At 69.6% G+C, this 18,497-nt stretch carries 13 protein-coding genes and 1 pseudogene; 6 read left to right on the top strand and 8 right to left on the bottom strand.

The genetic code is table 11. From position 1 onward, the window contains the following. Positions 1–43: 43 nt before the first annotated feature. A complete protein-coding gene (locus tag OG588_RS47235; RefSeq protein WP_405952693.1) occupies positions 44–3,979 on the top strand; it encodes a glycosyl hydrolase in 3,936 nt (1,311 codons plus the stop codon). Here the strand turns inward: OG588_RS47235 and OG588_RS47240 are convergent. Further along, positions 3,962–4,987, bottom strand: coding sequence for a LacI family DNA-binding transcriptional regulator (locus OG588_RS47240; protein ID WP_366093952.1), 1,026 nt, complete (start codon positions 4,985–4,987; stop codon positions 3,962–3,964). The two genes, OG588_RS47235 and OG588_RS47240, sit on opposite strands and share 18 nt — an antisense overlap. Before the next feature lie 157 nt (positions 4,988–5,144). On the opposite strand from OG588_RS47240, the gene OG588_RS47245 reads away from it, so the two are divergent. Further along, positions 5,145–5,831, top strand: a complete 687-nt coding sequence (locus OG588_RS47245) for a TetR/AcrR family transcriptional regulator (RefSeq protein WP_405952694.1) — start codon at positions 5,145–5,147, stop codon at positions 5,829–5,831. Positions 5,832–5,867: 36 nt separating this feature from the next. On the opposite strand, the gene OG588_RS47250 is transcribed toward OG588_RS47245, so the two are convergent. The 5 genes from OG588_RS47250 to OG588_RS47270 all read right to left on the bottom strand — a co-directional run bounded on the left by OG588_RS47250 (position 5,868) and on the right by OG588_RS47270 (position 11,924). Further along, positions 5,868–7,667 carry a CocE/NonD family hydrolase gene (locus OG588_RS47250; protein ID WP_405952695.1) on the bottom strand — a complete coding sequence of 600 codons (1,800 nt, stop codon included), beginning with the start codon at positions 7,665–7,667 and terminating at the stop codon, positions 5,868–5,870. A gap of 31 nt (positions 7,668–7,698) precedes the next feature. Beyond that, positions 7,699–8,433, bottom strand: a complete 735-nt coding sequence (locus OG588_RS47255) for an acetate uptake transporter (RefSeq protein ID WP_405952696.1) — start codon at positions 8,431–8,433, stop codon at positions 7,699–7,701. 375 nt (positions 8,434–8,808) lie between these two features. Continuing rightward, positions 8,809–9,462 (bottom strand): TetR/AcrR family transcriptional regulator C-terminal domain-containing protein, encoded by a 654-nt coding sequence (locus OG588_RS47260; RefSeq protein WP_405952697.1) that lies wholly within the window; start codon positions 9,460–9,462, stop codon positions 8,809–8,811. A gap of 152 nt (positions 9,463–9,614) precedes the next feature. Next, entirely contained in the window at positions 9,615–10,598 is a 984-nt protein-coding gene (locus OG588_RS47265; RefSeq protein WP_405952698.1) for an alpha/beta hydrolase, read from the bottom strand. A 705-nt stretch (positions 10,599–11,303) separates the two neighbouring features. Continuing rightward, positions 11,304–11,924 (bottom strand): PadR family transcriptional regulator, encoded by a 621-nt coding sequence (locus OG588_RS47270; RefSeq protein ID WP_405952699.1) that lies wholly within the window; start codon positions 11,922–11,924, stop codon positions 11,304–11,306. A 264-nt stretch (positions 11,925–12,188) separates the two neighbouring features. On the opposite strand from OG588_RS47270, the gene OG588_RS47275 reads away from it, so the two are divergent. The 3 genes from OG588_RS47275 (at position 12,189) to OG588_RS47285 (ending at position 14,971) form a co-directional block, all read left to right on the top strand. After that, positions 12,189–12,755, top strand: a complete 567-nt coding sequence (locus OG588_RS47275) for a hypothetical protein (protein ID WP_393038818.1) — start codon at positions 12,189–12,191, stop codon at positions 12,753–12,755. 23 nt (positions 12,756–12,778) lie between these two features. Beyond that, positions 12,779–14,146, top strand: a complete 1,368-nt coding sequence (locus OG588_RS47280) for a carotenoid oxygenase family protein (RefSeq protein ID WP_405952700.1) — start codon at positions 12,779–12,781, stop codon at positions 14,144–14,146. Positions 14,147–14,272: 126 nt separating this feature from the next. Continuing rightward, a complete protein-coding gene (locus tag OG588_RS47285; protein ID WP_405952701.1) occupies positions 14,273–14,971 on the top strand; it encodes an RNA polymerase sigma factor in 699 nt (232 codons plus the stop codon). 37 nt (positions 14,972–15,008) lie between these two features. On the opposite strand, the pseudogene OG588_RS47290 reads toward OG588_RS47285, so the two are convergent. Together OG588_RS47290 and OG588_RS47295 are read right to left on the bottom strand one after the other, a co-directional pair. Then, positions 15,009–15,913: pseudogene (locus OG588_RS47290) on the bottom strand (SDR family oxidoreductase). Positions 15,914–16,167: 254 nt separating this feature from the next. Beyond that, positions 16,168–17,022, bottom strand: coding sequence for a chitosanase (locus OG588_RS47295; protein WP_405952702.1), 855 nt, complete (start codon positions 17,020–17,022; stop codon positions 16,168–16,170). A 410-nt stretch (positions 17,023–17,432) separates the two neighbouring features. On the opposite strand from OG588_RS47295, the gene OG588_RS47300 reads away from it, so the two are divergent. Beyond that, positions 17,433–18,470, top strand: coding sequence for a LacI family DNA-binding transcriptional regulator (locus OG588_RS47300; RefSeq protein WP_405952703.1), 1,038 nt, complete (start codon positions 17,433–17,435; stop codon positions 18,468–18,470). Positions 18,471–18,497: the final 27 nt, after the last annotated feature.

Below are 18,497 nucleotides of genomic sequence, written 5' to 3' on the forward strand. Positions count from 1 at the left end.
GATCCATGAGGGTGACCGAGCCGCACTCGGAAGGACCAACGCCGTGATCTCGCCCGCGCTCCAGCAGCTCTTCGACGCCCCGCCCCGGGACTTCGGCCCCACCCCGCTGTGGTGGTGGTCGGGCGCCAAGGTCACCCGCGAGCGCATCGAGTGGCAGCTGCGCCGGTTCGCGGACGGCGGCGTCCACAACCTCGTCGTCATCAACCTGGCCCCGGCCGGCCCGGCCTTCGGCGCCCGGACCGACGACCCGCCGTGGTTCGGCGAGGAGTGGTGGGACCGCTTCACCGACACCTGCCGGATCGCCCGGGACCTCGGCACCCGCCTGTGGTTCTACGACCAGATCGGCTTCTCCGGCGCCAACGTCCAGGGCACCGTCACTCGCCGCCACCCGGAGGCCACCGGCCGCGCCCTGCGCTCCCGGACGGCCACCGTCAGCGGCGGCACGGTCGCCCTGCACGGAGCTGAAACACTCGTAGCCGCCTACGACTTGGCGGGCCGCCGCCTCCCCATGGCTCCCGGCATCCAAGCCGCCGAGGGGACGGACGTACGGCTCGTCGTCGCCGTGCCGACGGCCTTCGACTACCTGGACCCGGACGCCGTAGGACTGCTGCTGGACGCCGTCCACCACGAGTACGACCGGCGCGTCCCCGAGTACCTGGGCAACGTCATCGCGGGCAGCTTCCAGGACGAGTTGCCCGCCACGAACTCCTGGAGCCACCGCTTCCCCGACGAGTTCCGCACCCGTCGTGGTTACGACCTCCTCGACCATCTGCCCGCCCTGTTCGGCCCGTTGACCGCCCGCGCGGCGAAGATCCGCGCCGACTACTACGCGGTCCGCGCCGAACTCACCGAAGAGGCCCTCTTCAAGCCCCTCGCCGCCTGGCACGACGAACGCGGCATGCTCGTCGGCGCCGACCAGAGTCACCCCGCGCGGGCGGGCTTCCCGGCCCAGTCGACGCAGATCTACACCGACTACTTCCGCACCCACCGCTGGTACGGCGCCGCGGGCAGCGACCACCACGGCGACTCCAAGGTCCACTCCTCCATGGCCCACCTCTACGGCCACGAGCGCGTCTGGATCGAGGCGTTCCACTCCTCCGGCTGGGGCGGCACCCTCGCGGACACCTACGACTGGCTCCTGCCGTTCCTGCGCAGCGGCGCCAACCTGTACAACCCGCACGCCAGTTACTTCGGCACGGCAGGCGGCTGGTTCGAGTGGGCACCGCCGTCCACCGACTGGCGCCAGCCCTACTGGCAGCAGTACCCGGCGTTCTCCCGCGCCGTCGCCCGGATCTGCTCGATCATGTCCTGGGGCACCTACAGCGCCGACGTCGCGGTCCTGCACCCCACCGCCACCATGCAGGCGCTCATCCCGCTGGACGCCCCTGTCAAACACTTCGGCGACAGCCGCCTGGGCGACGACCACGCAGACGTCGACGAGACGCAGCGCCACTACCTGGACCTGTGCGGCACGAACAACTGGCTTGACCCGAAGGTCGGTTCACTGGACCGCCACCGCGTCGCCTTCGACATCATCGACGACGCCTCCGTGCAGCGCGCCACGGCCACCGAAGGAGCCCTGCGCGTCACGGACCTGGCGTACCGCGCGGTGCTGCTGCCTTCGGCGAGCGTCCTGGAGGAGGAGACGGCACGCCGACTGACCCAACTCCTCGACGCGGGCGGCCGGGTGGTGGTCGTAGGCCGCCCGCCCGCCACGGCGGCCGGGCAGGCCGGTGACGACAATGTCGTGGCGGCGCTGCTGAAGCACCCGCGACTGGAGCGGGTGGGCGATGCCGAGGCCGGAGCGGTGTCGGTGGCCGGTCTCGCCGGTCACGCCACCGGTGAGGTGCCACTGCTCGTCAGGAGAAAGGGAGTTGAGGCGGTCGCCCTGGTGACGGGCGCCTTCCCCGACGCTCGCACGCTCCCGGGGGACGCCAACCACGAAGCGGACCCCGCGCGTTACGCCCACCACTCGACCGTCACCGTCCACGCACCGGTCGCCGAGGCCGAGATCTGGAACCCGGCGACCGGCGCCCGCCACCCGGCCCAAGTCACCGTCGCCGACGGCCGTTCGACCATCGAGGTACCACTGGAAGGCGCCCCTGCCGTCCTTGTCGTATGGCGCGAGGGCACGCCACAGGCACACCGGGCGGAGGCGCCAACACCCGCTCCGGCACGGGTAATTGACCTCTCGGACGGTTGGGAGGGCCGCCTGGTCCCCACCATGGACAACACCTGGGGCGACTTGGCGCTGCCCGCCGGCTCATCCGTCGCCGAACCGCAGATCTGGACGATGAGTTGGACCGAGACGGACAGTCCCGACGCGACTTGGGAGCAGACGCGGGCGACCTACGGCAACCGGGTCCGTGTCCTCCCTCCGGTGCCGTCCGCGCAGGCTCCCGATCCGCTGGGCGTGACCTCCATCGAACGGGTCCTGGCCGGTGAACTGCCCCTTGTCTCCCCGGACTCGGGCTGGCGCTGTTCGCTGTACTCGTCGAGCCGAGGCATCCCGGACCCGGACGGTCTGCTCGGCAACAAGGGCCTGGTGACAGAGGAGTTCGTACGTGTCCCCGTGCCCGGGCCGGGAACGGTCGCCCGGGTCCGTTCGATCGTGGAGACGGGCCATCGCGGTCCCGTCGATCTGCACATCGGCGGCGCTGCCACCAAGCGCGTGTGGTGGAACGGCGAGCGACTGGACACCGGCACCGGGTATCTCGCCATCGCCCGCGTGCGGATCGGCCGGACTCGCAACGTCCTCGAATATGAGCTGGGGGATGCTCAGGACAGGCCGCTGCTGATCTCCGGCACGGCCGGCACACCGTTGGGCAGCTACTTCTGTCTGACCCGCCCGGACGGGTTCGGGGCGCGCCCGCAGTTCATGTGCCTGCCCGAGGACGTACGACCGTACGGCGGCGTGACCTATCGGGGGCGGCTGCACGGCCCCGGTCAGGCGGTACTCGTCGTGGGTGCGGCTGTCGGCGTGACCGTGCTGCTCGACGGGGAGGTCGTCGCGCGCCAGGAGAAGGCGGAGTACTACGAGTCCGACTGGGGCGCGGTGCCGATGTTCTTCCGGCATCAACTCGCCCTCGGCGAAGGCGAACACGTGCTGGAGGTGGTGGCCGACGCCGTCCATCCGCGTGAGGCCGTGTTCGTCGACTGCGTGGCGGGCACGGGGAGCGCGGTGAACTCCCTGGTGAGCGGCGTCGGTTGGGAGGCCGAGACGGGGGAGTGGCGCGGCCGTACCGTCGAACACGAGGGCCGGTGGGGGGAGTTGCAGCACTGCTACGCGGCCGTACGACCGCACCCGTTGCCGGACACCGAGTGGCTCACCGGGGCGCCGGTGCTCGGCGCTGCCGTACTGCCGCTGCGTTCGACGGATACGGTCCGCGAACGCGCGCAGCGTTTCCGCTTCACCGTGCCGCCGGGCACCGAATCGCTGGACCTGCCACTGGAGTTGTCCGCGAGGGTAAGGGTCGGCGACGGTACCGAGACGTGGCTCGACGGCCAGATCCTGACGCTGGAGCAGCCGCTCCCGGAGCCGACGGAGATCGAGGTCGTCACCGCACCCACGGCCGTACTGCGCGGCGGCTCCGCCTGGCGCGGGCCGGTGCGCGTCCGTGCCGTGGCGGCGCAACTGCCGCTGGGGGACTGGCAGTTGCTGGGGTTGGGCGGCTGGAGCGGTGGGGTGACCTACTCGCGGGAGGTGGAGGTGCCTTCCGGGCCGGATCCGGTGCTGGATCTGGGGCGGGTGCGGGGCAGTGTGTCGGTCGCGCTCGACGGGGAGTTTGTCGGCGAGGCGTTCTGTCCGCCGTACCGTTTCGAACTCCCGGGTGCCGCAGGGCGGTTGGTGCGGCTGCACGTGACCGTCAACAACACCCTGGCGCCCTATCTCGCCGAGGCCACCCCGACCGCCTGGGCGTTCCCGTCGCAACTTCCGTCGGGGTTGCTGGGGCCGGTGACGCTACGGGTTCGGGACTGAGAGGGGTCGGGTGGAGTCCCGGAGGACGAGGTCAGGTGCGAACACCCTTGTCTCATGGGCGTGTTCGGCGCGGGCCTCCACCTCGTCGAGCAGCATCCCCACGGCCGCCCTGCCGAGTTCCTCGACGGGTTGCCGGACCGTCGTCAGGGTCGTACCGACGAAGCTCGCGATGTCGAGGTCGCCGTAACCGACCACCTGGACCTCCTCGGGTATGCGCACGCCCCGTTCGCCGAGTCCGCGGCACAGACCCGCGGCGAGGAAGTCGTTGGTGCAGAAGACCCCGTCGGGCAGTTCGTCGAGTCCGCGGGCGATCTCCAGGCCGTACGCCACCGTCATCTCGTCGGCGACGATCTGGCGGACCCGTGCCTCGCGCCGGGTGCGTACGGCCTGGCGGGCGCCCTGGTAGCGGTCGGCGCACTGCACGATGCCGCGCTCGCCGTTCACCACGAGGATGTCGCGCGCCCCGCAGTCCAGGAGGTGCTGTACGGCTACCCGGCCGCCGGCGATGTCGTCGACGGAGACGGAACAGCCGTCCTGGGCCGGCAGTGCGCGGTCCGCGAGCACCAGCGGGATGCCGCGTTCGCGGAGCCGGGTGAGCCGGGTGGGGTCGGCGCCGAGCGGCACCACCACCGCGCCCACGGCCCGCTGCTCGACCAGCATCGTGAAGTAGCCCTGCTCCCGCTCGGGGGCGTCGCCGCTGTCGCAGAGCACCAGGGAGTAGCCGTGGTCGTAGGCGGCGTCGGCGGCACCTCGTGCGATGCGCGAGTAGAAGGAGTTGGCCACGTCGGGAAGGACCAGGCCGATCGAGGACGAGTGGCCGGTGCGCAGGCCTGCGGCTCCCGGATGCGGGACGTAGTCGAGCGCGGCGACCGCGTCACGGACCCGCTCGGCGGTGCGGGCGTTGACCCGCTCAGGCCGGTTCAGGACATTCGACACCGTGGACACCGAGACCCCCGCGGCGGCGGCGACGTCCTGGATACGGGCGGGGCGAACCTGGATGGCGCCCACCCCCCTCGCTGTGACAGCCGTGCGACCAGGCACGACGCGGTTCTCATGGGCGGCGTCAGTGTACCCCGATGGTGGTTGCAACGTTTTTGCGCCGGTGGGTTCGAGAGGGGGTGCCTGGGCCGAACCGGCCGGTGATCATCAGGGTTAACATGGAGTTATGGCTGAGGGTTCCGGAGTCGATGCTCCGATGGAGGGTGCCCGCCCGTTGAGGCGCGATGCCGCCCTCAACCGGGAGAAGATTCTGCTTGCCGCGCGGGAGGTCTTCGGCCGGCACGGGCTGGGGGTCACGCTCGACGATGTGGCCCGGCACGCGGGGGTCGGGGTCGGGACCGTGTACCGGCGCTTCCCCGACAAAGAAACCCTGGTGCGGGCCCTGTTCGAGCAGGATCTCGGGATCCGGCAGGCGTCCGCGGAGCGGGCACTCGCTCATCCCGATCCCTGGGAAGGGTTCGTGGACTTCCTGGCGGAGATGGGCGCCGACCTCGCCGAGAACCGTGGCCTGCAAGAAGTGATCATGCTGGGCAGCCACAGTTCCGAGCCCATCGAGACGGTGCGGGGCGGGATGCTCCCCTTCCTGGAGGCCCTGATCAAGCGGGCGCAGGAGAGCGGGGATCTGCGTACGGAGATCACTCCCTCCGACATTCCCGTCGTCGTCCAAATGCTCAGTGCGGCAAGCCAGTTCACCCAGGGCAAGCGGCCCGATGTCTGGCGCCGCTACTTCGAGATCATCCTGAACGGCATCCGGCAGCGGCCCGACAACCTTCCGCTGACGACACCGAGTTTGAGCAACGAGACGGTGGAGCAGGTGATGGGTCTGGTCCGGCCCGCCTCGGCACAGGAGTAGCAGGTCTGCCGTACGTACAGACCTGCCACCCGTGTTTCAGGAGGACGGTCCCCAGTCGGTGTCGCTGGGCGTGGCCGAACTCGGCGTCGTCAGAGGCAGGTTGACGAAGGACGCCGCCTGCGGGGAGCGCTCGACGGTGTAGCTGCCGCCGGCCAGGTTCGCCAGTTCCTGCGGGGTCGGGGCGACGGGGAAGTGGAAGTCGGCCGGCGGTTGGCTGTTGATGCTGATCTGGATCCGGTAACCCGCCGGGATCTTGGTGAAGTTGGAGAGCAGGGAGATGTCGTAGCGGGTCGTCTGCCCGGGTGTCACGGGGTGTTGCGACGCCTGGGTGAAGGGGTGAGCGGGTTTGAGCAGGGTGCCGTTGTCGCCGTACCAGCTCTCCTCGGTGTCCAGGGCGCGTTGGCTGCCCAGGAGGATTCCGTCGGCCTGCTTGGTCACCGTCCCGTCCGGCGCGACGATGCTCAGCTTGGCCGACAGTTCGGTCTCCGGTGTCGTCGACTTGGCGTAGAGGGTGACGTCGGTCGGGCCGTTGAGCAGGGCCGCCCTGGTGAGCGGGGCGGTCGTGTAGGTCAGCGTGTTGGCCGTGGTCGCCGCGCTCCAGGAGAGCGTGTCGCTGCCCTCGTCCGTCGGTTTGCTGGGGGTGAGGGAACCGTCGCCGAGGTAGTAGGTGCGGGTGTCGGAGGACAGGGGCCAGGCGGCGCTGTCGACCCAGGTGTTCGCGCCGTTCTCGAACAGGTGCAGGGGAGTCGATGTGTTCGCCATGCCGGTGGGCGCGTTCTTGAGCCAGGTGTCGAACCACTCCAGGCGGATGCCCTGCAGCGTCGCCTCGTTGACGTGCTCGCCGTGGGTCCAGGGTCCGACGATCGCCTGATAGCGGCCGGTGACGGGGTCGTCCGACGAGATCGGATCGGTCAACGGCCGGTGGTAGTAGGCATTTTGGGCGGACACGTACGCACCGAGGTTGCCGCCGGGGAAGAGGTCGTTCCAGCCGGCCTCGGTCAGTGCCGGAATGTTGTTGCCCACGATCTTCGGCACGAGCTTCTTCTGGACGTTCAGGGACTGCCAGTAGGCATCGTTGTACGAGCGTGAACCGCCCGAGGCCTGCTGGGCGATGGTCACCGACTGAGGGTCAGTGGCGGGATCGTCCTCGGGGCCGCGCGGCTCGGCCTGGGCGATGCCGGCCACGAAAGGGGTCGGGATGCCGCCGTTGCCCGTGAGGTCGTTGTAGAAGTCCGAGTCGGTGCAGAACGGTGTGATGGCCTTCAGCGCGGAGCTCTTGCCCACGGCCGCCGCCGTGAACCACTGGTCGACCCCGAGATAGGAGCAACCGTCAAGCCCCACCTTGCCGTTGGAGCCCGACAGGGTGTGGGCCGCCCAGTCGACGAGGTCGGCTCCGTCCTTGCCCTGCCGGTCCCCGAACCAGTCGACCTGCCCGCCGGACTCACCGGTGCCGCGCACCGCGGAGGCCACGTAGATGTAGCCCCGCTGCACGAAGTAGGTGCCGCTGTCGGTGGGGTCGGAGCGCTGGGCGCCGTAGGGATTCTGGGTCAGGAGCACGGGGAACGGGCCCGACGCGCGGGTGCCGGTGCTCGGGTCGGTCGGATAGACGACCTCGACGGCGATCTTCACGCCGTCGTCCATGGTGACGGTGGTGTGGACGGGCGCGCTCGCCGCGTAACTGGCCGCCGGTGGCTGCCAGTTGGTCGCGTGTGCGGGGAGCGCGGTAGCCGTCGTCTGGCCTGCGGCCACGAGCAGGAGCACCGCGGATGCGCTGCTCAGTATGGAGAATCTGTGCGGCAGCTTGATCCGGGGGTCTGCTGCCTTGGGCGTATTCATGCGGCTCCTTGAGACGGGTGGGGGTTCCGCGTCACGCCGCCTGCGCGGCGGCCTGCGGGGCGCGGTTCAGGGCGAAGAGCGGGAGCACGGCACGCCCGCGGATGTCGTTGGTCAGCTCCGCCAGGACCAGATAGAAGGCGACGGCGGCCAGCACGATCTCGACGTAACCGGCGGTGTGCAGTACCGAATCGCTCGGGACGCCCGCACTCGAAGCGCCCAGGTAGGCGGTCACCAGCAACACGATCGTCAGCGTCAGCAGGGAGAACGCGCTCACGATCACCGCGTTCGTGCCCAGACTCGCGATGCCGAAGACCAGCGTGACGACCAGCCAGCCGATGAGGAACAGTCCCAGCGACTGCATCACGGCGTGTCCGCCCGCCGCTGCCGACGCCTCCGCCGACGCCCCGCCTGCCTTCGCCGCTGCCGCCGCGGCGCCCGCGATGTGGGGTGCCGCCCAGAACTCGATGACGGTGTAGCCGAACCAGAACGCCCCGTACGCCGTCAGGAACGCGGCCGCGAACGTCGCGCCGGACGCCAACGCGAAGAAGCCCGCGATGAGTTGGACGAGGCCGCCGTAGAAGAAGGTCCCCGCCAGGATGATCGTGCCGTCGGCGGCGTCGATGATCCCGGCGGTGTGCAGGCCGAGGATGAGCGAGCACCACGCGAATCCGGCCGCCCCCACGGCTGTCGCGTGACCGATGTGGGAGGTGGTGGTGACGGTCGGGACCGGCGGGCTCTGGGCAGCATGAAGCGACACTTCGGTCATGGTGATCAACCCTTCTGGAATGTCGACAGCGGGGCGCTCGGCCCGAGCCGTCTACCGAATGGTCGGTAGTTTGGGAAGGCCGGTTGGGGCTGTCAAGGGATCGAACCGAAGTGGAAAACGGCCTGGATGCCGCCTCGGTGGCGACTGTCGGCGGGTCGAACGCGGCGCGTGGGCGGCTTCAGGGGTGCGCCCTCGGTGCGCGGATCTCAGGCATCGTCCCTGGTGAGGAGGGGTTCCTGAGACGCCGACCAGAGTTGCCGGGTGGGTGGTGAGTGATCGTTCGGGAGGGGTGAGTCGCGGGGCTTCCCGGGTCGAAGAAAGTGGAGATATATTCTCCGAAACGAGGGTGGGGAGTCCTCGAAACGCGGGGCGGTGCTACTGGGCGAGCTGCCCGCGGAGGCCGCCGAGGATGAGCCCGAGTCCGAACTCGAAGCGGTCGTCGAAGTCGAGGATCTTCTCGACGGGGGTGGAGAACAGTTGCGGGTACGTCTCGCTCGCGTCCGGGAACGGGAGTCTGTCGCGCGCGTCGTCGGTGAGGCCCTGCTGCTCCAGGGCTTCCCCGAGGACGTAGCAGAAGACGGTGGACGTGGCCCAGAGCGCGGCGACCCCGTTGAATCCCGCGCGTTGCATGACGCCGACGAGGCGCTCGGCGAGCGTCAGGCTGTGTCGTTTCGCGGCGTAGCTGCCGCCGACGATCCTGGCTCCCTCGCGCTGTGCCAGCAGAGCCTGCCGCAACTGTCCTGCGAGGAGGGCGACTTCGGCCTCCCAGGCGCTCTCGCGGCTGTCCGGCAGGGCCTTGGCCAGGATCGCCTCGGCCATCTCGTCCAGGAGGGCCTGCTTGTTGCTGAACACGCGGTAGATGGCGGGCAGTTGGAGCTTGTTGGCGTCCGCCAGCCGGCGCATGGTGAGCGCCTCCAGTCCGCCCTCGTCGACGATCCGGAGCGCGGCGGTCACCAGCGCGCGGGCGCGGGTCGCGGGCGGCGGGGGGCTCGCCGGTGCGGGAGAGGGAGCGTCATGACCCAGGGGCATGGTAACGATGTTATCGCCCCCTTTGGGGAGTCGCGAAGAGGGGAGCCGCGACGGCGGATTCGACGTCAGCTGATGACGAGTGGGGGAACGGGGCCGGTCGTGTCGCGCCGACGGGTGTGGAGCGCCGACCGGCCCCGAACGGTGTGAGGTGATCAGCCCTCGCTCTCTCCCAACAGCCTGCGCAGCCAGTCCAGTTGGGCGACGAGGGCCGACCGGGACAATCGCGCCTGCGGAGCGAAGCCGGCGAAACTGTGGAAGCCGCCGGGCCAGACGTGCAGTTCGGCCGTGCCGCCGGCCTGCCAGATCCGGTCGGCATAGCCGACGACCTCGTCGCGGAAGGTCTCGGCACTGCCGACGTCCAGGAAGGCCGGCGGCAGGCCCGCGAGCTCCTCGGCGCGGGCGGGCGCGGCATACGGGGACACGTCCGGGCCGCCGCGCGATGCGCCGAGCAGCGCGGTCCAGCCGGTCTCGTTGGCCGTACGGTCCCAGATGCCGACGCCGGTCATCTGGTGGCCGGACGGGGTGTCGTTCCGGTCGTCCAGCATCGGGCACATCAACAACTGGCCGATGATGAGCGGGCCTTGGCGGTCCCGGGCGAGCAGGGCGAGCGCCGCGGCGAGTCCACCGCCCGCGCTGGTGCCCGCGATCACGATCCGCTCGGTGTCCGCGCCCAGCTCCGCCGCGTGTTCCGCCGTCCAGAGGAGCCCGGCGTACACGTCCTCGATCGGCGCAGGATGCGGATGCTCCGGGGCCAGCCGGTAGCCCACGGACACGACGACCGCGTCCAGTTCCCGCGCCCAGCCCAACGGCACGGTCACGCCTGACCTGTTGTCGCCGATCACCATGCCGCCGCCGTGCACGTAGTAGAGGACCGGGCGAGGGTGCGCGGGGGCCGGCTTGGTGGGGCGGCAGATGAGGAGCGGGATGTTCGGGGCGTCTTCGGGTCCGGGCACGGTGCGGTGCTCGATGGCGAAGGTGCCGCCCATCGTGAAGTCGATGTCGGCGAGCGCGGCCGCCGCCGGACCATTGCGGAGGCCGTCGATCTCCTCCAGCGTCAGGCCGGGCGTGAGCACCTCCTTCAACGAGTCGAGGACGGTGGCGAGTTCGGGGTCGAACGGGGGCGGTGTCAGAGGCATGGCTTCTCGCTCCGTGCGGGCGGTCGTGGGCAGTAGGGGGGAGGGCGGTGATCGCGGTCAGCTCGGGGGGCACGGAGAGCCGCTTCCACGCTGAGCGTGAACGCGTTCGACCTGTTGATCTGGCTCGGGATCAGAACGTCCTTGTAGGGAACGCGACTTGCCGGCCGGACGAGGTTGTTGCGGAACGCGATGCCGTGCGCGGTCCGGGGTGTCATCGTCTTCCCGGAGTCGGGAGCCGACCGCTCGATCTGCCCGATCCACGGGCGCCGTTTCCGCTCGTACCGGGTGAACGCACCCGTGATGTCCTCGCGTGTGCCCGCCAGTTCGCCGGCGAGGACGTACGCGCCGACCATGGCGATCGTGGCGCCGTGACTATGTGGTGCAGGTGGTCGGTCTCCGGGCGGAACGGCGTCTCGACCTCCGCGATCGGTCCGGCACCGCCGAACTGGTCGGCGTGGAGCGCTCCCCTGGGACGCCCTTGGTCGTCCACGAAGGAGAGGCCGAACTCGCCCCGGAGATCAATACCTTGAGTCGCCCCGTGGCCGGCCTCGCTTCACTGAAGGGTGCCCCACACGTGTTAACGGCGTTATCGCCGAAGGTAACGTTCACGGCGTTACCGTGTCAACGGAGCGAGATCATCCTTGGGGTGTGCGAGTGCGGGGAGTCGTGGTCCACCGGGTGAGGGCAGGTGTCGGCGGGTGCCTCTCAACGACCGGAGTGCGCCTGATCGTTGGAGTCCGCGACGACGCCGGGACCCGTGGTGTCGGCGTCTGCGGTGTCGGTCCCCGCGGAGTCGGGTCCCTTGACGTCTCCCGCGCGGAGCTGCTCGGCGGCCCAGTGGGCCCACTCCTGCTCCAGCACCCGCTGGCGGATGCCGTGTTCCAGGACGAGCCTGCCGCACACGGTGAGCATGTCCTTGTCCCACTCCTCCGTGTCCCGGAGGGAGACCAGGGTGTCGTGCTCCTTGGCCGAGGCCTCCGCGTGGTCGAGGAGTCGCTGTACCGCTTCCTCGCGCGGGAGGAGACCCAGGAAGAAGGTCTGCAGAAGCATCGGGTTGCGCAGCGGCCTGCTCTCCCGGGTCTCGGAGAGCCAGCGCAGGGTCTCCGCGTGCCCTTCGGGGGTGAGCGAGTACTGCTTGCGTCCCCGTGGGCCCTCCTCGGTGACCTTGATCAGGCCGGTCGCGTCCAGCTTGGTCAGCTCGCCGTAGATCTGGCTCTGCTTGGCGGGCCAGACGTAGCCGAGCGAGGTGTCGAACATTTTCAGCAGGTCGTAGCCACTGCCGGGGCGGAAGACGAGGAGGCCCAGGAGGGCGTTGCGAAGGCTCATGCGGGCAAGCCTAACGCCTGTCACTCCAATATTGACAGGTCGAAAACTACCCATGCGGATTCTGTGCGTCCGGGAAGGGGGTCGCGTGGAGGTCGGACGCGGCCGTGCGGGTTTGCGCAGGTAGGGGCTGTCCGGGTCCCTGAGGGTGCCGCCGCGGTGGACTTTCGTTCAATATTCCATTCTTGACATGTTGATTACGGAGCATCTAGCTTCCACCTGTCAAAGTTGGAACATCGAGTTGCGAGGAAGTTCAACGTGGGAATCATGGGCTATTTGCGCGGTTTCTACCCATGGATCGCGGCAGGCTTCGTCTCCGCCGTCGACTGGCGCTGGGGCGCGGTGGCCGGCGTCGTCGTCGGGGTCCTGCTGCTTCTCCAGGACCGGCGCAGGGGAGTGGCGATGGACGCGATGGTGCTGGAGATCAGCACCATCATCTACTTCGTCATCATCGGGGCGATCGCCTTCAGTTCACCCGACTCGTCCATCCAGCACCACAGCGACGTCATCTCGTTCGTCTGGCTCGCCGGTACGGCCTGGGGCAGCATGGCGCTGCGCAGCCCGTTCACGCTCGGGATCGCCCGTCGGCAGGCGCCCGAGGAGTACTGGGACACCCCGGGTTTCCTCGCCGTCAACAACCACATCACGGCCGCCTGGGGATCCGGGTTCACGTTCATCGCCGTCGTCCTGGCCATCAGCAACGCGACCGACGCCCCCGCCTGGGTCGGCATCACCGCCCACGTCGTCGGCCTGGTCGCCCCCGCGGCCTTCACCTCGATCTACCCCAAGCGTGTCCAGGCGCGCCTCGAAGCCATGCAAGCAGCGCAAGCCTGACCAGCCAACCCAAGGACTTCCCCATGAGTACGGACAAGACCCCACCACCTCCGCACCTGGCCGGCAACTTCGCCCCGGTCCCCGACGAGATCACCGTCACCGAACTCGAGGTGACCGGAGCCATTCCGCCGGAGCTCACCGGCTGGTACCTGCGCAACGGCCCCAACCCGCACGAGGCCGCCTCGGCCCACTGGTTCACCGGCGACGGGATGGTGCACGGTGTCCGCCTCGACGCCGGCAAGGCCACCTCGTACCGCAACCGCTGGGTCCGCACCCCCACCCTCGAAACGGGCGTCCAGGTCTACGGCCGCGACGGCGAGATGAACCTCGCCGCGGGTGTCGCCAACACCCACGTCATACGGCACGCGGGCCGTACCCTCGCCCTCGTCGAGACGTCCTTCCCGCAGGAGTTGAGCTGCGCGCCCGGCCGCGAACTCGACACCGTGGGGCCCTACGACTTCGACGGCCGCCTGCGCACCCCGATGACCGCCCACCCCAAGACCTGCCCTGTCACAGGGGAGTTGCACTTCTACGGGTACGGCGGGCTGTCGGCGCCGTACCTCACGTATCACCGTGCCGACGCCGACGGCGAGTTGACCGTCAGCCGGCCGATCGACGTGCCGGCGCACACGATGATGCACGACTTCTACCTCACCAGGAACCATGTCGTCTTCATGGACCTGCCCGCCGTGTTCAGCATCGAGCGGGCCATGGATCCGGACGGAGGTATGCCCTACGTCTGGTCCGACACCTACGGAGCCAGGCTCGGCGTACTGCGCAGGGACGACCCGTACGGCGACATCCGCTGGTTTGACATCGACCCCTGCTATGTCTTCCACACCCTCAACTCCTATGAGGAGAACGAGGGTCGGCGCCTGGTTCTGCTGGGCATGCGCTACCCCTCCCTGCGCGACGGTGTCACCGTGGAGACGGCGGCACACCTGTGGCGGTGGACGATCGACCTCACCACCGGGGCCATCGCCGAGGAGCAACTCGACGACCACCCGGGGGAGTTCCCCCGCATCGACGACCGACTCGCCGGCCTGCCCGCGGACTTCGGTCACGCCACCGCGGCACCCGTTCCGGAACTCGCGCAGTACGACCCGAACGAGTCGCGTGCCGCGATCCACCGGTACGACCTGCGCAAGTCGAGCGTCGCCAGCCACTACTTCGCGCCCGGACGCTTCCCGGGCGAGGCGGCGTTCGCCCCCGCCGACGATCAACCCGGTGGCCCCGGCTGGCTGATGACCTACGTCTACGACGCCTCGACCGACCGCAGCGACCTGGTCGTCCTCGACGCCGACAACCTCACCCGGGAGCCGGTGGCCACCATCCACCTGCCCCGCCGGGTACCCGCCGGATTCCATGGCAGTTGGCTGGCGGACGCCTGACGGACCGCACCCTGTCGAACCGGTGAACGGTGAGCCGTCCTCCGAGCCCGAACGCTGGGGTTCGGAGGACGGCGCCCGCCAGGGTGCCCTCGACGGCCGACCGGAACCAGGTGCCGAAGGGAACTCATGATGGGCGATGTCGCGGGGGCGGCACGCACGGAGGACGCGTCGTTGACGCGGGCGGCCCAGGCGGGTGAAGTCGCCGCGCTGGTACTGCTGTTGGAGCGGCACCGGGCGGGGATGCGCGCCGTGGCGGTGAGCATTCTCGGCCCGGGCGCGGACGCCGACGACGTGATGCAGGACGCGGCGCTGACGGCGCTGCTGCGGATCGGGGACGTACGTGATCCGGAGGCCGTGGGCGCGTGGCTGCGGATGATCGTGCGCAACGCCGCCCGGCTGGTGCTGCGGGAGGCGGGGGTGGTCCAGCCGGTCGATGAACTGCCGCTGCGGTCAACGCATGTGGGGCCGGAACAGTGGCTCGAACGCAACGCGCTGCGCGACTGGGTCTGGGCGGCGCTGGAAGAGCTCTCTCCGGCGTTGCGTATGCCGTTGGTGCTGCGTCACTTCGCCACCGGGGTCACCTCGTACGAACGGATCGCGGAGGTCTGTGGGATTCCGGTCGGCACGGTACGCAGCCGACTGAGCCAGGGCCGGGTCAAGTTGGCGGCAGCTCTCGCGGCCACGGCGGACGCTCCGCACGGTGACGCCGAACAACGGGTCCGCGCAAGCCGGTTGGAGGCGCGTGAGCTGCTGGCCGCGGCGGCACAGAAGGGCCCTCGACCAAGCCCTGATCTCACGCCGGATCGGATCAGCGTCCTGCGCTGAACTCCCCGAACTGGCTGAGCTACCCGAAAGAGCCGAACTACCCGAAGTAGTGGCCCTCTTCGATGTCCGGGACCAGCGCGGGGTGCGTCGGTCGCCATCCCGTGCGCTGCCGCGTCAGTGCGCTCGACGCCGGGTTGTCGAGCGCGACCAGGGGAGCGAGGAAGCCTGCGAAGTGCCGGCTGGCCTCCTCGGGGGTCAGGCTGACGGCCGGGACCTTCAACTGGCGGCCGATGGCCCGCGCGATGTCCCGGAACGGCACCCCTTCCTCGGCGACCGCGTGCAGGGGCGTACCGGCCGGGGCGGATTCCAGGGCCAGCCGGTACAGGGTCGCCGCGTCGCGTCGGTGCACCGACGGCCACCGGTTCGACCCGTCGCCGACGAAGGCGGACACACCTGTCGTACGGGCGACGCCGATGAGCGTCGAGATGAATCCACGGGCATCCCCCGGGCCGTGCACGGTCGGGGCCAGCCGCACCGAGGACGACCGCACGCCACGCTCGCCCATGGAGAGGACGGACAGCTCCACCTGGAGCCGTAGAGCCGTGACGGGGTTGGCGATGGAGGGGGTCTCTTCGGTGAGCAGGTGGCCCGGTGTGCGGCCGATGACACCCGATGTGACCACGAAGGGTCTGCCCGTGCCTTCCAACTCCGTGCCGATCGCCTCCACCGCGTTCCGTTCGGCCTTCGCGCGTGCGGCCGGGTCGGTCGTCTCGGAGATGTGCTGGTTCGCGGCGTAGATGACGCCGTCCGCCGCCGCTGCTCCGGCGAGGAGGCTGTCGGCGTCGTCGATGTCGCCACGGTGCACGGCGACGCCGGATCGCGTCAACGTGTCGGCGGCAGAGTCCGAGCGGGCGAGGCCGAGCACCTGATGCCCGCGTCGAGGAGTTCGCGGACGACCGCGGATCCGATGTAACCGGTCGCGCCCGCGACGAAAACACGCACAGTGGAGATCCCCCAGGTCGGTTCTGGTTGCCCCGGCGACAGCAGTCGACGGGCTCACGGACCACGCTAGGAAGGGCTCGCGGGAGTGTCCAAGTCCTGTGTCGCATAGGGCGATACGCGACAGGCATGACCTCAGGTGGGTGCGCGACGGTGGCTGATCCGGAGGGAAACGACAGTGGCGCCAGAACCCGTACCCTCAGGTCCTGGCGCCGCACCGTCCGCCGAGTTGCCTCCCAACCAGGCTGCAGGACAGGTTAGTTGATGGTGTAGCTGTCCCCGTAGACCTTCCAGTTCAGCGGTGTGTTGAGGTCGAAGTTGCCGTTGCGGAGGAAGACGCGCTGTTCAGTGTCGACGCGGGTGGTGTCGCTGTGGGCCTCCTCCTGCTGCATGGCCCACACGCGCGCGTCGAGGAAGGCGTTGAGGTACGTCGTCTCGTTGCCGCCCTGGGCCGGCGGCTTGGCCGAACGCAGGGCACGGGCGCGGATGTTGCGGAAGCTGGTGGGATCGTCGCCGTCGCCGTGCATGACGATGGCGTCGTAGTACGTGAACTGGCCCAGCACGCGCAGCCCGTCGGTCTTGCCCTGGCTGACGGCGGGGTTGAAGTACACGCGGTCGCGTTCGTCGTTCTGCGCCTGCTGGAACACCGCGTCCTGCGCCGCGGTGCGCCAGTCCTTGGGGAAGTTCGGGTCGAGACCGGAGTGCGAGTCGGTGCCGTTGACGTTGCGCAGCGCGGGCAGGTACTTCGCGAGGACGTTGCCGGGCTTGCGGGTCGCGTAGAGCTGGACGAGGTCGAGCATGTCGCCGGTGCCGGAACAGAAGCCGATGATGCCGGCGGTGTAGCCGCGGCCGTCGCCTATGTCCTCGATGTACTTGTACTGCGCCTTCCAGTCGAGCGAGGAATTCTCCGCGCTCGACACCAGCTTCATGGCGATCTCCTTCTTCGCCGGGTCGTCGAGGCCGATCGCCGCGGCGGCCCTCGTGGCCGCCGAGGCCTGCGGGGTGCGCAGCAGAGGTGCCGCCGCGAGGGACACACCGAGGAGCGCGAGGAGGGTGCGGCGAGAGGGGTTCGCCGGATCGGAGGTCACAGAATCGTGGAACGGGTGGACCACGGGGACTCCAAAGGGTGGTGGGGGGTGGGGAGTTGGTCGTACCGCCGAACTGATAGGAAAGTTAACTATCAGAGGATCGGCGCCGAGGGCACCCACCTGGAGCCAAGTTCGTAGCTATGAACGAGAGTCGTACGCCTGCGCGAGGGTGATGCTTGACGATTTGCCCACGCTTGTCGCGTCGGCCATCTCGGCGACGTGTGAACTTCGGGCTCTGGATGGTCCTGGTGGCGGCGGGCGGTTTCACCCTCGCCGTGTCGCTCGCCGGGTATCCGTACTCCCGTATTTCGCGGATGTTGCGCGAAGTCTTGACGCGCCCCGTCCCGTTGCGTAGATATGACTGCGCAGTCATGACAGCGCAGTCATAGTCCGGAGCCGGGCTAGGATGCGGCTGCCGGAGATCGGGAGACACCATGACACCAGTGGCAGGACGTGGCGCGGGAGCCGCGCCGCGCAGCGTGGACGTGGCACGCCTCGCGGGCGTGTCGCAGAAGACGGTGTCCCGGGTCATGAACGACGAGCCGTACGTCTCCGAGGACGTACGCCGTCGTGTCCTCGCGGCGGCCGGGGAACTCGGCTACCGCTCCAACAACGCCGCCCGCGCACTCGCCTCCGGACGCACCCGGTCCATCGGCGTCGTGACGCTCGGCACCGCCCTGTACGGTCCCGCCTCACTGCTCATGGGCGTCGAACGGGCCGTACGGGACACCGGCTACGCGCTCCGTGTCGTCAACACGATGGAGGGCGAGTCGGCGGGCATCGCCGGAGCCGTGGACTCGCTCCTCGACCAGGGCGTGGACGGCATCGTCATCTCCGAGCCGATCGACGAGGAGGGCGGCGCGGAGTTGTCCGCGCGGGTCGACGTGCCGGTCCTCGTCCTGGGCGCACCCCCGCCCTTCGCCGCCCCGCACGTCGTGACGGGCGGGATCGTCTCCGGTCAGATGGCGCGGGCGGCCACCGAACATCTGCTGGAGCTGGGCCACACCACGGTCCATCACCTGGCGGGTCCCCAGCGCTGGTACTCGGCGCGGGATCGTCTCGACGGCTGGCGGGCCGCGCTCGCCGCGCACGGGCGGGCGGAGCCTCCGGTTGTCGAGGGGGACTGGTCGGCGGCGTCCGGATACGCGGCCGGGCGTGCACTTGGCGTCGACTCCACCGTTACCGCGGTGTTCGCCGCCAATGACGACATGGCGATCGGGCTGATCCGTGCGCTGACGGAGGCGGGGCGGCGTGTTCCGGACGATGTCAGCGTGGTCGGGTTCGACGACACGCCGGTCGCCGCGTATGTGACTCCGCCGTTGACCACGGTGCGGCAGCCGTTCGATGCGATGGCGCAGGACGGTCTGAAGTTGCTGGTGCATGCCATTGAGAACCCTGGGTCGGATCCGTTGCCGATGACCGACCCGCCGGTTGAGCTTGTTGTTCGGGCGTCTACGGCGGCGCCGCGCTAGTTGCCTTGCTGGGTCCGCGGTTCTTTC

The sequence above is a fragment of the Streptomyces prunicolor genome (assembly GCF_045162825.1).
Classification (GTDB): domain Bacteria; phylum Actinomycetota; class Actinomycetes; order Streptomycetales; family Streptomycetaceae; genus Streptomyces; species Streptomyces prunicolor.

Bases quoted from the DNA above. Each gene is read 5' to 3' on its own strand.
- OG588_RS47245 (WP_405952694.1), top strand. From the start codon at position 5,145: ATGGCTGAGGGTTCCGGAGTCGATGCTCCGATGGAGGGTGCCCGCCCG.
- OG588_RS47250 (WP_405952695.1), bottom strand. From the start codon at position 7,667: ATGAATACGCCCAAGGCAGCAGACCCCCGGATCAAGCTGCCGCACAGA.
- OG588_RS47255 (WP_405952696.1), bottom strand. From the start codon at position 8,433: ATGACCGAAGTGTCGCTTCATGCTGCCCAGAGCCCGCCGGTCCCGACC.
- OG588_RS47260 (WP_405952697.1), bottom strand. From the start codon at position 9,462: ATGCCCCTGGGTCATGACGCTCCCTCTCCCGCACCGGCGAGCCCCCCG.
- OG588_RS47265 (WP_405952698.1), bottom strand. From the start codon at position 10,598: ATGCCTCTGACACCGCCCCCGTTCGACCCCGAACTCGCCACCGTCCTC.
- OG588_RS47270 (WP_405952699.1), bottom strand. From the start codon at position 11,924: ATGAGCCTTCGCAACGCCCTCCTGGGCCTCCTCGTCTTCCGCCCCGGC.
- OG588_RS47275 (WP_393038818.1), top strand. From the start codon at position 12,189: ATGGGCTATTTGCGCGGTTTCTACCCATGGATCGCGGCAGGCTTCGTC.
- OG588_RS47280 (WP_405952700.1), top strand. From the start codon at position 12,779: ATGAGTACGGACAAGACCCCACCACCTCCGCACCTGGCCGGCAACTTC.
- OG588_RS47285 (WP_405952701.1), top strand. From the start codon at position 14,273: ATGATGGGCGATGTCGCGGGGGCGGCACGCACGGAGGACGCGTCGTTG.
- OG588_RS47300 (WP_405952703.1), top strand. From the start codon at position 17,433: ATGACACCAGTGGCAGGACGTGGCGCGGGAGCCGCGCCGCGCAGCGTG.